Raw genomic sequence first — 13174 nt, 5'->3', positions numbered from 1 at the left:
ACCTGCGTAGTGCCCAAGCGCTCAGAGCTCGCCGGCGAGCACACCCGTCCGGAACGCCGCCCACTCCGACGCGGTGAACCGCAACGGCTCCCGCTCCGGGTTCTTCGAGTCCCGTACGGCCCGAGCGCCACCGGGCAGCTCGGCTATCTCGACGCAGTCGTTCTCGGCGCCGCTCGCGGACGCCTTGCGCCAAGCGGCGCCATCGAGGTCCAGGGCGTACAGGTCGCTCTTGCGGTCGGTCACTGTCTCAGGCCTTCTTCCAGTTCGGCGATGCGGACGAGCGAGTCCTCCACGGAGAGCGCCGTAGCCCGGATACGCTCGTACGCCCTCTCGAAGGGCGCCGCGTCCTCACCCTCAACGTATGTCGCGCTCCCGGCGTTCTCCAAGAGCACGACATCCGGCAGCGGGGGCCTGAACTTGGTGAGGCTGAAGCCTCCTTCGAGCCCTGGATGGGCAGTGGAGGCCAGTGGCATGACCTGGACGGTCACGTTCGGAAGTTCAGAGGCGTCCAGTAGCTTGCGCAGCTGCTCGCGCATGGTGGCCGGACGTGCGGCGAAGCGCTGGTATAAGGCGGCCTCATGGACGATGGCCCACAGCTCCAAGGGGGCACCGGGCCTGGTCAATACGGACTGCCGCGCCATGCGAACCTCCGCGAGCGCGGCGACTTCCTCCGGCGTACGGGTCGTCGTGATGCCGGTGATCGTTTCGCGGGCGTAGGCTGCGGTCTGGAGCAACCCCGGGATCAGCAGTGGGGTCCAGGCGCAGACCTGTTCGGCGTCCGATTCCAGGGAGATGTAGTCGGCGTACGCGGGCTGCACGATCCCTGAGTAGGCCTGCCACCAGCCCTTCTTCGCAGTGTCGGCGCGCAGCGTCTCCAGTACGGAACAGACGTCCGGGTCCGTCACCCCGTACACCTTGAGAAGTTCTGCAAGATCGCCGGGCTTGATGCCCTGAAACGCGTTCTCAATCTTCGACATCTTCGGGCCGCTCCACCCCATCGCCTCAGCGGCCTGATCGAGGCTGAGGCCCGCTTCGTTGCGGAATCTGCGAAGGGTCGCTCCGAGACGACGCCGTCGGACTGTCGGAACCATGGGCGAGTTGGGCATGTGGAAAGCCTGCATCGAATATTCGTCGCCACCCATGGAACGACGAAATCGTCACCCGATCGGGTTGAAAGGTTGCGATTGATCGAGGAATGGGTCCACGCTCAACCTCGTCGCAGCCGCGGCAAGTTGGCGAGCAAACCGCAAGGAGCCACCGTGCCCCTCACCCCCCACCCCCTCCTGCACCCCCTCGCTCCCACCGCCTCCCTGGGCCACTACCTCACTCCCACCCCCACCGGCTTCACCCTCCACATGTCCGCCTCGCCCCGGAACCTCCACGCCGCCCGCGGCCTCACCGCCCACGCCCTGCGCGGGGCCGGTGCCGGCCCCGACCTGGTGGACGCCGCCCAACTCGTCCTCTCCGAGCTGTACTCGAACGCCGTCCGCGCCTGCGGCGACTACGTGCCGCTCGTCGCGGAGGTGGAGGCGGCGCGGGCCGGAGTCTGGGTGCGCCTGCACGACCCTGACCGGCACCGGCGTCCGCACCGCACGCCCGGGGCTCAACTCGACGACGCTGAAGCGGAGTCAGGTCGCGGGCTGCCGCTCGTGGACCTGCTCGCGCCCGGCTGGGACGTGGTGACCACGCCCGTCGGGAAGCAGATGCGCTGTCTGCTGCCGCGGGATCTTGACGGAGTCGGCTGAAGGCAGGGCGGCCGATGGCTGGACCACCGCAGGGGAAGCCCGACGGCCCCGGTGATTGTCAGCGGCCGGAGTTAGTCTCTCGGGTGGGGGGAGTTGAAGGTCAACTCCGGACGGAGGGAACCCGTGAGCACGCCGTTCGAGGTCAGCGCCAGGGCGGTCCACCAGGCGGCGACGATCCTGCTCGACCACACGCAGGACGGCCTTCCGTTCCGGCGGCTGTGGCCGCTCGTCCTGGAGGCCGACCCCAGCCTGGAGGACGACTTCCGGGCCGTCGCCCCGAATGCCACGCGGGGTGTCGACGTCAACCTCAGTCACAACGCCACCAGCCTGGTCAAGGCCGGCTGGTTATGTCGCAAGGGCCGGGTCTGGCGGCTGACGGGGCTCGGTGTCGATGCCCTCGCCGAGTATCCCAAGCCGGTCGACTTCCTCAGCGAGGCCGGCGACCGCTACATGGACTGGCGCAGAGACCGGGACGCGTTCGACGCGGCCGCCGCTCTGCTCCAGCTCCTCCCCGACAGCCGTTGGCTGGACATCGAGGACCTCGCCGCCGAGTACGAGGTCGACGCGTACACACTCGCTTCGGTCTTCCAGGGCACCCGGCCCGACGGCTGGCACCTCGCGCTCGACTCCGAGGGCACGACGGTGGGCATCGGCATCACGCTGCTGTCGAACGAGACCGAGACATGGCGGAACCTGCTCAGCGAGGACCGCCTCCTCGACGAGCAGACGTCCAGCGTGGACGTCGTACGGGCCCTGCCCGAACGGAAGCTGAGCCGCGAGGAGATCACCGCGCTCGTCCTGGGCGAACCGGCCGACGACCCGGTCCTGCCCGAGCGTCCCCGCCGGGTCTGGGTGCTGCGCGGCACCGACGAGGGCGGCGCGAGCCTCATCCGGACACTCTGGCGCGAGGAGTCCGTGGTCACCCTCGGGGCAGGGCGCATGTCACCGCTGCCCGCCGGCGCCGGGCCGCAGCGGGTGCGCAAGGCCGTCGACGACGCGTACGAGTCGTTGTCCGCCGGCCGCCGGGAGGAGCTGGCCAAGGAGGTGCACACCTTCGTCGCCCGGATACAGGACGGCGACATCGTGGTGTGCACGGACGGCACCAAGGGATACCTCGGGGTGGTGACCGGCCCGGCCGTGTACGAGCCGGGCACCACGAGCGCGTACCGGCGCAGGGTCGACTGGCGCAACCTCGACGACCCGCTCGACATCGTCAAGGACCTCGGCGACGCGCTGCTCGGCCGGCTCGGGGACGCCGACGCCCGGATCGTCGACATCAGCGAGTTCGCGCCCCGCCTCGAAGCACTCATCGGGCCGGACCCCGTGCAGGAGGCGCCGCCCGCCGACATCGAGCCTCAACTGCCCGATGTCACCGAGGCCCTGGTAGCCGAGCTCACCCAGGAGAACGCGGTCTGGCTCCAGGAGTGCGTGGAACTGCTGCGCGCCAAACCCCAACTGGTCTTCCACGGACCGCCCGGCACCGGCAAGACCTTCACCGCGCTGGCCCTCGCCCGCCACCTGACCGGCGGCAACCCGGGCAACGTACGGCTGGTGCAGTTCCACCCCGCCTACTCCTACGAGGACTTCTTCGAGGGCATCCGGCCCAGGCTCGCCCAGCAGGGCGCCGACACCGGCCCCGACGGCGGCTCTGGCGTGGTCTTCCACCTGGCGAAGGGACCGCTGCGCAGGCTCGCGGACGCGGCCGAACTCCGACCCGCCGAGATCTTCGTACTGGTCATCGACGAGATGACGCGCGGCAATCTCGCCAAGGTCTTCGGCGAGCTGTACTTCCTGCTCGAATACCGCAAGCAGTACATCCACCTGCAGTACGGCTCGGATGACGGCAACGGCTTCAGGCTGCCGCCCAACCTGTTCATCCTCGGCACCATGAACACCACCGACCGCAGCGTCTCCCTGATGGACGCGGCGATGCGGCGCCGCTTCTCCTTCATGGAGCTGCACCCCGAGGTCGAGCCGCTGGACGGCATGCTGGAGCGCTGGCTCGACGCCAACGGCCAGTCCCAGGACGCGGCGAAACTTCTTGCGGAACTCAACCGGCGCATCGGCGCGAGTCCCTCGGGCGACCAGGGATTCCGTATCGGCCCGTCCTACTTCATGCAGCCCCTGGCGCGCGGCGGGCGTGCCGCGCTCGAACGGTTGTGGCGCACCCAGATCATCCCGCTGCTCACCGAATTCCACTGGGGGGACGACACCGACGTCGCCGGCGAATACGCACTCGACGAACTGCTCCGCCACCTCGGGATCGAAGAAGAAGGCGCCGAGGACGCCCAGACTGCCGACAACGGCGGTGCCACGTGACCGGCGCGCCGCCGGTCCGGCTGAAGGAGGCCGACGGCTGGAGCGAATGGCAGCTCACCCCCGAACAGATCGTGGCTCTCGACGAAAGCGAACACGTCAAGGTACGGCCCTCCCGCCGCCCCGGCTGGTGCCGCATCGAGGCCCGCGACCGGGTCGGCGCCGCCCGGGTCGGCCGTGGCCCGGCACAGGTCCGGCTCTCCGTCGCACCCAAGGTGCCCGTGGACCGGCTCCTCCACCTCCTCGGTTACGCCGAAGAGGAGTGGCTGCACGACGGCGGCCCGGTCGATGCGGCGCCCCGCACGGACCTGCTGCCGGCCGTCGCCCGCGCCTACACGCGAGCCGCACAGAGGGCCCTGCGGCAAGGAGTGCTGCTCGGCTACCGGGAGACGGAGGCGTCCCAGCCCGTCCTGCGTGGCAGGCTGAGGGCGGCGGCACAGATGAGCCGCCGCCCCGGACTCGCGCTGCCGCTGGAAGTCGCCTACGACGAGCACACCGTTGACATAGCGGAGAACCAGCTGTTGCTCGGCGCTGCTCGGCGGCTGCTGCGTGTCCCGGGGGTCGGCGGGAGGCAGCGCGTGGCACTCCACGCACTGACCGCACGCCTGGACGGGGTCACGTCGCCGGTACCTGGCGCCCCGCCCCCGCGTTGGCGGCGGAACCGGTTGAACGCCCGCTATCACCGGTCCCTCGCCCTTGCCGAACTCATCCTCGGCGGGACGTCGTACGAACTTGAGGACGGACGGGCCGTCACCGTGGACGGCGTGATGTTCCAGATGTGGCGGGTGTACGAAGCGTTCCTCGCCCGCGCGCTGGGGGAGGCCCTGACCCGTAAGGCGGGCGGCTGGTACAAGACGCAGGATCGCGATCACTTCCTCGCGACGCCTCGCAGGTACGTCCTCAGACCCGACCTGGTCCACTACCTCCCGGCGCCCTCCGGTGGGCGCCGGGCCGCTGTGGTCGTCGACGCCAAGTACAAGCGTGGCTTCCACCGGGACGATCTTTACCAGATGCTTGCATACTGCATACGCCTCGGGCTCAGGGACGGTCACCTGGTGTACGCGTCCGGACGTGCCGATGTCGTAGGCGTGCCAGTGGCCGAAGGTGAGGTCAGGCTGCATCGCCATGTGCTGGATCTGGACCAGCCCCCGCATCAGGTGAAGCAGAGTATTGATGTCCTGGCTGGACTCGTACTGTCGCGTGCGGCCACGTAGAGCCCTGCAAGATGTGGGTACACTTTTTGCAATGTAGGTACGCACCTGCCCGGCTGAATGGGGACCTCCATGAGCACCATCTCCGTGCGTGAGTTCTCGTACAACCCCAGCGCCGTCTTCGCGCGTGTCGAGAAAGGGGAGGCGATCCAGGTCACCCGGCATGGCAACGTGATCGCCATACTGTCGCCGGCCGGCGGGCCCATGGAGCGGTACGCGCACCTGGTGGCGCAAGGAAAGATCAAGCTGAAGTCGGCCACCGCCGCCGACCGGCACAGCATGCCGCACTATGAGGTCCCCGAGGACGTCGACCCTGTGGCGGTGCTCCTGGCCGAGCGCGAGGAAGACGACCGTTGATCTACATGGATACATCGGCGCTGGTCACATGGATGACCCGCCGCAGCCATTGGGCCGAGTTGGACGCTTTCCTCCAGCAGCGAGTCACGGCACCGCTCGCCACCAGCACGCTCGGCTTCGTGGAGACCGTACGGACGCTGGACCTCGTGGGGCACTTTCCCAAAGCGATAGAGGAACTGGATGCCCGGGTCACCGAGATCCTCCTCACCCGAGAGGTGCGTGACGCGGCGGCTGTGCTGGTCGGGCGCCTGCGCACGCTGGACGCGATCCATGTGGCCAGTGCCCTGTCGCTGCGGGACGATCTGACCGCATTGGTGACGTACGACCGCAGGATGCTTGAGACGGCTCGCGCCGAGGGCCTGCCCGCCCACGCACCCGGCACCGCGGACTGACCAGGGCGTTCCGACTGTAGGAACCCGACAGGAGCCGGGGAGAGCCACTGTCGGTGCCCGATTGCCCGGTGGCGTGGCCGGACCGATAGGTTTTCGGTGAAGCCGCCTGTCATCAAGGTGTTCGGGCGGGTTGTCGGAATGCTTCAGACCGCTATCGAAAGGGTGATCCGTTGAGCCGCTCGGTTCTCGTCACCGGAGGCAACCGGGGCATCGGCCTCGCCATCGCCCGCGCGTTCGCCGAGGCGGGCGACAAGGTCGCCATCACCTACCGTTCGGGGGAGCCGCCGGCCGCCCTCAAGGAATTGGGCTGCCTCGCCGTCAGGTGCGACATCACCGACCCCGAGCAGGTGGAGCAGGCCTACAAGGAGATCGAGGCCGAGCACGGCCCCGTCGAGGTCCTCGTCGCCAACGCCGGCGTCACCCGGGACCAGCTCCTGATGCGCATGTCCGAGGAGGACTTCACCGCGGTCCTCGAGACCAACCTCACCGGCACCTTCCGTGTCGTCAAGCGGGCCAACCGCGGCATGCTGCGCGCCAAGAAGGGCCGTGTCGTCCTGATCTCCTCGGTGGTCGGTCTGCTCGGCTCGGCGGGGCAGGCCAACTACGCCGCCTCCAAGGCCGGCCTGGTCGGCTTCGCGCGGTCCCTCGCCCGTGAGCTCGGCTCGCGCAACATCACCTTCAACGTCGTCGCCCCCGGTTTCGTGGACACCGACATGACCCGGGCGCTCTCCGACGAGCAGCGCGAGAACATCATGGGGCAGGTGCCGCTCGGCCGGTACGCGCAGCCCGAGGAGATCGCCGCCGCGGTGCGGTTCCTCGCCTCGGACGACGCCTCGTACATCACTGGAGCCGTCATCCCCGTAGACGGCGGACTGGGAATGGGTCACTGATCACCATGAGCGGAATTCTCGAGGGCAAGCGCGTCCTGATCACCGGTGTGCTGATGGAGTCCTCCATCGCCTTCCACACCGCCAAGCTGGCCCAGGAGCAGGGCGCGGAGATCATCCTCACCGCCTTCCCGCGGCCCACGCTGACCGAGCGCATCGCCAGGAAGCTCCCGAAGCCGACCAAGGTCATCGAGCTCGACGTCACCAACGACGAGCACCTGGGCCGCCTGGCCGACGTCGTCGGCGAGGAGCTCGGCGGCCTCGACGGCGTCGTCCACTCCATCGGCTTCGCGCCGCAGGACGCGCTCGGCGGCAACTTCCTCAACACGCCGTTCGAGTCGGTCTCCACCGCCATGCACGTCTCGGCGTTCTCCCTGAAGTCGCTGACCATGGCCTGCCTGCCGCTGATGCAGAACGGTGGCTCGGTCGTCGGCCTCACCTTCGACGCCCAGTACGCCTGGCCGCAGTACGACTGGATGGGCCCGGCCAAGGCCGCCCTGGAGGCGACCAACCGCTACATGGCGCGCGACCTGGGCAAGCAGAACATCCGCTGCAACCTCATCTCGGCGGGCCCGATCGGCTCCATGGCCGCCAAGTCCATCCCGGGCTTCGCCGAGCTGGCCTCGGTGTGGGACACCCGCGCGCCCCTGGAGTGGGACCTGAAGGACCCCGAGCCGGCCGGCCGCGGTGTCGTGGCGCTGCTGAGCGACTGGTTCCCGAAGACCACCGGCGAGATCATCCACGTCGACGGCGGTCTGCACGCCATCGGCGCGTGACGCTGCCGCTGAGTTTCGGCGACGTTCGAGGGCCCGCACCCCGAGGGGGCGCGGGCCCTCCGCCGTTCCCGCGGGCCCTCACCGGTTCCGCCTGTGCGGCGCCTGCTCCGCCGTGCGGCCCACTGACCGTGGCCGTCGCTCTCGCGCTGTCGCCGCCGTACGGGGCGACGCCGGACACGCGCGCGTGCGGTCACTCACCAGCGGGCGAAGCGAACCGGCCCGGACGGCACAGCAGCGGGTAGCTCGCGGCCTCGGCGGCGGCCGCCTCGGCGTCGCCCGCGCGGATCGCTTCGAGCAGCCGGGTGTGGTCCATGTACGTGTCCGGCGTCAGCTCCGCGCCGACGTCCGCGCGCAGCCAGTCCCGCAGCACCTCGCCCAGATCCGCGTACGTCGCCGTCATGACGTCGTTGTGGGAGGCGGCCACCACCGCCAGGTGGAACGTGGCGTCCGCGGTCACGAACGCCTCCGTGTCACCGGACTCCCAGGCCTCCTCACGGCGCAGGAACTGCGCGTGGAGCTGCTTGAGGTCCTTCTCGGTGCGCCGCACGGCGGCCAGCCCGGCCGCGGCCGACTCCAGCGCGGAACGCAGCTCGGCGATGTGCCGCGGGTCGGCCTCGGCGAACCTGCGGTGCATCACGCCCGCCAGCTCGCTGGTCGCCACGACGTACGTGCCCGAACCCTGGCGGATGTCCAGCAGGCCGTTGTGGGCCAGCGCACGGACCGCCTCGCGGACGGTGTTGCGGGCCACACCGAGCTGCTCCACCAGCTCCGGCTCCGTCGGGATGCGGGAACCGACCGGCCACTCGCCCGTGGTGATCTGGCTGCGCAGTGCGGCGATGACCTGTTCGGACAGCGCCGACCGGCGCGGATGGCTCAGCGGCATGGCACACCTTCGCACGCGGGACCCGGGGGCAGCACCCCGAGCCGTCGACAACCAATCATCCCATGATTCTATGATGGTTCTCATGCCACCCGAGGAAACGACCCGCACGACGACACAGACGACCGAACGCGCCCCGGCCGCGACCAGCGGTGACCGGGCCGTCCCGGAACCGGAACCGCACGGACAGCGAGCGTCCGGTGGCGGCGCCACGCGTGCGTGGACCACGCGCCTGGTCGTCGTCGGCCTCGTGCTGTCCGCGCTGAACCTCCGCCCGGCCATCACCAGCCTCGGCGCCCTTCTGGAAGAGGTCCGCCACGGGCTCGGCATGAGCGGCAGCGTGGCCGGACTGCTCACCTCCGTACCGCCGCTCTGCTTCGCCGTCTTCGGCGTCATGGCACCCCGGCTGGCCCGCCGCTTCGGACCGGCCGCGGTGGTGTGCTCGGGCATGCTCGCCATCGCCGCCGGACTGGTGATACGGCCCTACGTGGGCAGCACGGCCGCGTTCCTCGCCGCCAGCGCGCTGGCCCTCATGGGCATCGCCGTCAGCAACGTCCTGATGCCGGTCATCGTCAAGCGCTGGTTCCCCGACCGGGTCGGCACCATGACCGGCCTGTACTCGATGGCCCTCGCCCTCGGCACCTCGGCCGCCGCCGCGGTGACCGTGCCGCTTACCGGGGCGCTCGGCGGCAACTGGCGGTCCGGACTGTCGCTGTGGGCCCTGCTCGCCGCCGTGGCGGTGCTGCCGTGGCTGCCGCTGGTACGGGACCGGGGCGCCCGGTCCGCCGCGCAGGCGCCGGCCCGCACCGGACCCGCGTCCGGGGAACCGTCCCGGGCGCGGGAGGCGCAGGCCCCGACCCTGCGCATCGCCCGGAGCCGTACCGCCTGGGCCCTGGCCGTCTTCTTCGGACTCCAGGCCACCGCCGCCTACATCACCATGGGCTGGATGGCGCAGATCTTCCGGGACGCGGGCGTCCCCGCCGGAAAGGCCGGTCTGCTCCTCGCCGTCACCATGGTGATGGGCGTGCCGCTGGCCTTCGTCATCCCGCGCCTGGCCACCCGGCTGCCCCACCAGGGCCCGATCGTGCTGGTGCTCGGCGTCTGCGGTCTGGTCGGCTACGCCGGTCTCTACCTCGCGCCCGCCGCCGGCTCCTGGGCCTGGGCCCTGCTCCTCGGCGTCGCCAACTGCGCCTTCCCGCTCGCGCTCACCATGGTCGGCATGCGGGCCAGGACCGGTCCGGGCGTGGTCCAGCTGTCCGCGTTCGCCCAGAGCACCGGCTACCTGATCTCCATCCCGGGCCCGCTGCTGGTGGGCGTGCTGTACCAGAGCAGCGGCGGCTGGGGGCTGCCCATCGCGCTCATGGCCGGCCTGATGGTGCCGCAGATGGTGGTCGGTTACGTGGCGGGCCGCGACCGCACGGTGGAGGACGAGGCGGCACGCTGAGGCGGCCCCGGGGACCGCGCTCCGGGCGAAGGGTGCGAGACTGGGGCGCATGCAGCCTGTGCTCGACCCGAACCCCAAGGACGGCCAGCGGAAGTTGCTGTTCGTCCTCGGCGCGTTCTTCGCCATCTTCGTGATCATCGCCATCGTCGCGACCCTCGCGGCGCCGTGACCCGCCTGCCGCCGCGTCCTCGCGCCGCCGTGACCCCCGCGCCGCAGGTGCGTCCCGTGACGCCCGCGCGTCCGTGAGCCCGGCTCCTCAGGGTCGATGGTGGGGTTAACCCCCCATCCCCTAGGGGGTGAGGGTCAGGGGCAAGTGGGTGGATCACCGGATGGGCCGGGGAGCGCGGATTCCGTAGCTTCGGGATGTGACCGCGAGAGGCGGTGCGCGGACCTCGGAGACCAGCGGAGGCGATCATGTCGGCCCGTACGCACACCCGGCCCCACCCGGCGACCACGGGCGCCGGCGTCGACTCCCGGCTGCCGTGGTGGGCCGTGGCCCTGCCGGTGCTGGCGTTCGTCGCGCTGCTCCTCCTGATACGCAACCCGGCGGACGCGCAGGCGGCCTCCGGCGACCCCGCGATCGCCCAGCTGTTCCGGCACGCCCGGGAACTGCTCGCCGGCTGACCCCCCGCAGGGGCGCCCGGACACGGTCCCCGGGCATGGCCCCCTGCCGCCCGCCGCACCCGAGAAGGCGCATGTCAACTCCCTGCGCCGCATGGCCTGTTTCATGCGAAGCTGGGACGCATGAGCGTCGCAGAACCCCGCAGGATTGTTCTTTTCCGGCATGCGAAAGCCGACTGGCCGCAGGTGACCGACCACGAACGACCACTCGCCGAGCGGGGCCGCAAGGACGCCGCAGTCGCCGGCCGCAGGCTGGCCGGCACCGGTGTCCGCTTCGACCTGGCCCTGTGCTCGACCGCGACCCGAACCCGCGAGACCTGGAAGCTCGCCGTCCACGAGTTGCCGCAGCGGCCGAAGACCGTCTACGAGGAGCGGGTCTACGACGCCTCGCCCGGCGAACTGATCACCGTGCTCAACGAGACGCCGGACGATGTGCGGAACGTGATCCTCATCGGCCACAACCCGGGCATCCAGGGACTGGCCGAGGTGCTGTCCGGTTCGGCCGAGGGCGACGCCCGCGAGCGGATGAGCCGCCGAGGATTCCCGGCCGCCGCGTTCGCCGTGGTGTCCTTCGACGGCTCCTGGAAGGCCCTGGAACCGGGCGTGGCCACACTGCTCGACTACTGGGCGCCGTCGGAGTAGCCCGACGGCGGTACGGGAGGCGGCCGGCGCGGACCGCTCAGCCCTCCTCGTGCGCGTCCGCCGCCTCGACCTCTTCGCGGGTGACCCCGAGCAGGTACAGGACGGTGTCGAGGAACGGCACGTTCACCGCCGTGTGCGCCGCCTCCCGCACCACCGGCTTGGCGTTGAACGCGACCCCGAGACCGGCCGCGTTGAGCATGTCCAGGTCGTTCGCGCCGTCACCGATCGCGACCGTCTGCGACAGCGGAACGCCCGCCTCGGCGGCGAACCGGCGCAGCAGCCGCGCCTTGCCCGCCCGGTCGACGATCTCGCCGGTGACCCGGCCGGTCAGCTTCCCGTCGACGATCTCCAGGGTGTTGGCCTGCGCGAAGTCCAGTCCGAGCCGCTCCTTCAGATCGTCCGTGACCTGGGTGAATCCACCCGAGACGACACCGACCTGGTAACTGAGCCGCTTGAGCGTACGGATCAGGGTGCGCGCGCCCGGCGTCAGGCGCACCTCGCTGCGCACCTTGTCCACCACGGAGGCGTCCAGCCCCTCCAGCAGTGCCACGCGCGCGTGCAGCGACTGCTCGAAGTCCAGCTCGCCGCGCATCGCCGCCGCCGTCACCTCGGCGACCTTGTCCTCGCAGCCGGCGTGCCCGGCGAACAGTTCGATCACCTCGTCCTGGATGAGCGTGGAGTCCACGTCCATGACGACCAGGCGCTGGGCCCGCCGGTGCAGGCCCGCCCCGACGACCGCGACATCGACACCGAGTGCCGCGGCCTCCGTCGCCAGGGCGGTGCGCAGCGGCTCCGTCTCCACACCGGACACCGCGAACTCCACCGCCGTCACCGGGTACTTGGCCAGCCGGAAGATACGGTCGATGTTGCCGCCGACCCGGGTGATCCGCGCGGCGATCCGGGCGGTCGCCTCCGCGGTGAGCGGGTGGCCCAGAACGGTGACCAGGGAGCGCCCGAGGCCGCGCGGCCGGTTGTCGCCGTGGCCGGAGATGATCTCCGCCTGCATCTTCATCGACTCGGCCCAGCTGTGCACGGTGGCCCGCAGATCGCCCTCCAGCCCGGCGGGCGGCTGGGTGACGAGCACGCACAGCACGATCCGGCCACGGGTGACGACCTGCTCGATGTCGACCACGTCGACGGAGTAGGCGGCGAGGGTGTCGAAGAGGCCGGCCGTGATGCCCGGCCTGTCCTTCCCGTAGATCTTGACGAGAAGGGTGGGATCGGCAGAGGTCTGCGAAGCGCTCATGGTGCTTCCACCGTATCCGGCACCCAGTGCCCGCTGCCCCTCAGGTCCGCCTGACGGACAGCGAACAACAGGTGTCCGCCGGACGACGACCTGGCTACCGTCCGGCGCTCACTTCCGCGGAGACCGGGGCGGCCTCGGCGGAGGCGGAGGCATCGGGCCGTCGTCCGGCACCTCTGGCGCCCCAGGCGCCCGCGGGGGCCGCCCGCGCGGTCGCGGGGGAGGAGGGGGCTCTGGCTGCACGGGACCGACCACCGTCGGCGCCCCGTACACGTCGTCCCCCGAAGCCGCCGGCCGACCCCGCCCGCCGCCGGGTCGGCCCGGTTCGTCCGGCTCGTCCGGTCCGCTCGGCTCGTCGGGCTCGGCGGGCTCCGTCCGGCCGGACTGGCCTCGGCTGTCGGGCGGACGGCTGTCCGCAGGGCTGACGTCCTGTGGGTCTCGTAGTCCGCCCGAAGCGGCCGATCGGGTTCGCCCGCCGCTGCCCGGTCGGCCCGGTGCGCCCGGCCCGTCCGGCCTGTCCGGCCCGTCCGGTCCGCTCGGCTCGTCGGGCTCGGCGGGCTCCGCCCGGCCGGACTGGCCTCGGCTGTCGGGCGGACGGCTGTCCGCAGGGCTGACGTCCTGTGGGTCTCGTAGTCCGCCCGAAGCGGCCGATCGGGTTCG

At 70.9% G+C, this 13174-nt stretch carries 15 protein-coding genes; 11 read left to right on the top strand and 4 right to left on the bottom strand.

Annotated features, from left to right (window positions below; genetic code table 11):
* Window positions 1–21 precede the first annotated feature (21 nt).
* Window positions 22–243 (bottom strand): DUF397 domain-containing protein, encoded by a 222-nt coding sequence (locus ACFY4A_RS37140; protein WP_390833723.1) that lies wholly within the window; start codon window positions 241–243, stop codon window positions 22–24.
* Window positions 240–1091, bottom strand: coding sequence for a helix-turn-helix domain-containing protein (locus ACFY4A_RS37135; protein ID WP_390833733.1), 852 nt, complete (start codon window positions 1089–1091; stop codon window positions 240–242). Before ACFY4A_RS37135 ends, ACFY4A_RS37140 begins: the two co-directional genes overlap by 4 nt.
* 168 nt (window positions 1092–1259) lie before the next feature.
* Here ACFY4A_RS37135 and ACFY4A_RS37130 point away from each other — a divergent pair, with 168 nt between their 5' ends.
* The 7 genes from ACFY4A_RS37130 to fabI all read left to right on the top strand — a co-directional run bounded on the left by ACFY4A_RS37130 (window position 1260) and on the right by fabI (window position 7684).
* A complete protein-coding gene (locus ACFY4A_RS37130; protein WP_390833722.1) occupies window positions 1260–1745 on the top strand; it encodes an ATP-binding protein in 486 nt (161 codons plus the stop codon).
* A 123-nt stretch (window positions 1746–1868) separates the two neighbouring features.
* A complete protein-coding gene (locus ACFY4A_RS37125; protein WP_390833721.1) occupies window positions 1869–4064 on the top strand; it encodes an McrB family protein in 2196 nt (731 codons plus the stop codon).
* Entirely contained in the window at window positions 4061–5275 is a 1215-nt protein-coding gene (locus ACFY4A_RS37120; protein WP_390833720.1) for an McrC family protein, read from the top strand. Before ACFY4A_RS37125 ends, ACFY4A_RS37120 begins: the two co-directional genes overlap by 4 nt.
* Before the next feature lie 69 nt (window positions 5276–5344).
* A complete protein-coding gene (locus ACFY4A_RS37115) occupies window positions 5345–5629 on the top strand; it encodes a type II toxin-antitoxin system Phd/YefM family antitoxin (protein ID WP_390833719.1) in 285 nt (94 codons plus the stop codon).
* Between the two features lie 5 nt (window positions 5630–5634).
* Entirely contained in the window at window positions 5635–6021 is a 387-nt protein-coding gene (locus ACFY4A_RS37110; protein ID WP_390833718.1) for a type II toxin-antitoxin system VapC family toxin, read from the top strand.
* 170 nt (window positions 6022–6191) lie between these two features.
* Complete coding sequence (fabG, locus tag ACFY4A_RS37105) at window positions 6192–6911, top strand: 3-oxoacyl-[acyl-carrier-protein] reductase (protein ID WP_390833717.1); 720 nt, start codon at window positions 6192–6194, stop codon at window positions 6909–6911.
* Between the two features lie 5 nt (window positions 6912–6916).
* A complete protein-coding gene (gene fabI / locus ACFY4A_RS37100) occupies window positions 6917–7684 on the top strand; it encodes an enoyl-ACP reductase FabI (RefSeq protein WP_390833716.1) in 768 nt (255 codons plus the stop codon).
* Window positions 7685–7874: 190 nt separating this feature from the next.
* Here fabI and ACFY4A_RS37095 read toward each other — a convergent pair whose 3' ends face one another.
* Window positions 7875–8567, bottom strand: coding sequence for a FadR/GntR family transcriptional regulator (locus ACFY4A_RS37095; RefSeq protein ID WP_390833715.1), 693 nt, complete (start codon window positions 8565–8567; stop codon window positions 7875–7877).
* 82 nt (window positions 8568–8649) lie between these two features.
* Between ACFY4A_RS37095 and ACFY4A_RS37090 the strand changes: the two genes are divergently transcribed.
* The 4 genes from ACFY4A_RS37090 to ACFY4A_RS37075 all read left to right on the top strand — a co-directional run bounded on the left by ACFY4A_RS37090 (window position 8650) and on the right by ACFY4A_RS37075 (window position 11271).
* Window positions 8650–10008 carry a CynX/NimT family MFS transporter gene (locus tag ACFY4A_RS37090; protein ID WP_390833714.1) on the top strand — a complete coding sequence of 453 codons (1359 nt, stop codon included), beginning with the start codon at window positions 8650–8652 and terminating at the stop codon, window positions 10006–10008.
* Between the two features lie 49 nt (window positions 10009–10057).
* A complete protein-coding gene (locus ACFY4A_RS37085; protein WP_390833713.1) occupies window positions 10058–10177 on the top strand; it encodes an SGM_5486 family transporter-associated protein in 120 nt (39 codons plus the stop codon).
* Between the two features lie 245 nt (window positions 10178–10422).
* Complete coding sequence (locus ACFY4A_RS37080; protein WP_390833712.1) at window positions 10423–10632, top strand: hypothetical protein; 210 nt, start codon at window positions 10423–10425, stop codon at window positions 10630–10632.
* Between the two features lie 120 nt (window positions 10633–10752).
* Entirely contained in the window at window positions 10753–11271 is a 519-nt protein-coding gene (locus ACFY4A_RS37075; protein ID WP_390833711.1) for a SixA phosphatase family protein, read from the top strand.
* A 37-nt stretch (window positions 11272–11308) separates the two neighbouring features.
* On the opposite strand, the gene serB is transcribed toward ACFY4A_RS37075, so the two are convergent.
* A complete protein-coding gene (gene serB / locus ACFY4A_RS37070) occupies window positions 11309–12517 on the bottom strand; it encodes a phosphoserine phosphatase SerB (RefSeq protein ID WP_390833710.1) in 1209 nt (402 codons plus the stop codon).
* Between the last annotated feature and the right edge of the window lie 657 nt (window positions 12518–13174).

This window comes from Streptomyces sp. NPDC001292 (assembly GCF_042896465.1).
GTDB lineage: Bacteria > Actinomycetota > Actinomycetes > Streptomycetales > Streptomycetaceae > Streptomyces.
The sequence above is the reverse complement of the archived record's forward strand: the minus strand, read 5'-3'. Positions and strand labels throughout refer to the sequence as shown.

Excerpts from the sequence above, each read along its gene's own strand:
- serB (WP_390833710.1), bottom strand. The coding sequence starts at position 12,517 with ATGAGCGCTTCGCAGACCTCTGCCGATCCCACCCTTCTCGTCAAGATC.
- ACFY4A_RS37095 (WP_390833715.1), bottom strand. The coding sequence starts at position 8,567 with ATGCCGCTGAGCCATCCGCGCCGGTCGGCGCTGTCCGAACAGGTCATC.
- ACFY4A_RS37085 (WP_390833713.1), top strand. The coding sequence starts at position 10,058 with ATGCAGCCTGTGCTCGACCCGAACCCCAAGGACGGCCAGCGGAAGTTG.
- ACFY4A_RS37115 (WP_390833719.1), top strand. The coding sequence starts at position 5,345 with ATGAGCACCATCTCCGTGCGTGAGTTCTCGTACAACCCCAGCGCCGTC.
- ACFY4A_RS37075 (WP_390833711.1), top strand. The coding sequence starts at position 10,753 with ATGAGCGTCGCAGAACCCCGCAGGATTGTTCTTTTCCGGCATGCGAAA.
- ACFY4A_RS37080 (WP_390833712.1), top strand. The coding sequence starts at position 10,423 with ATGTCGGCCCGTACGCACACCCGGCCCCACCCGGCGACCACGGGCGCC.
- ACFY4A_RS37135 (WP_390833733.1), bottom strand. The coding sequence starts at position 1,091 with ATGGTTCCGACAGTCCGACGGCGTCGTCTCGGAGCGACCCTTCGCAGA.
- ACFY4A_RS37090 (WP_390833714.1), top strand. The coding sequence starts at position 8,650 with ATGCCACCCGAGGAAACGACCCGCACGACGACACAGACGACCGAACGC.
- ACFY4A_RS37110 (WP_390833718.1), top strand. The coding sequence starts at position 5,635 with ATGGATACATCGGCGCTGGTCACATGGATGACCCGCCGCAGCCATTGG.
- fabI (WP_390833716.1), top strand. The coding sequence starts at position 6,917 with ATGAGCGGAATTCTCGAGGGCAAGCGCGTCCTGATCACCGGTGTGCTG.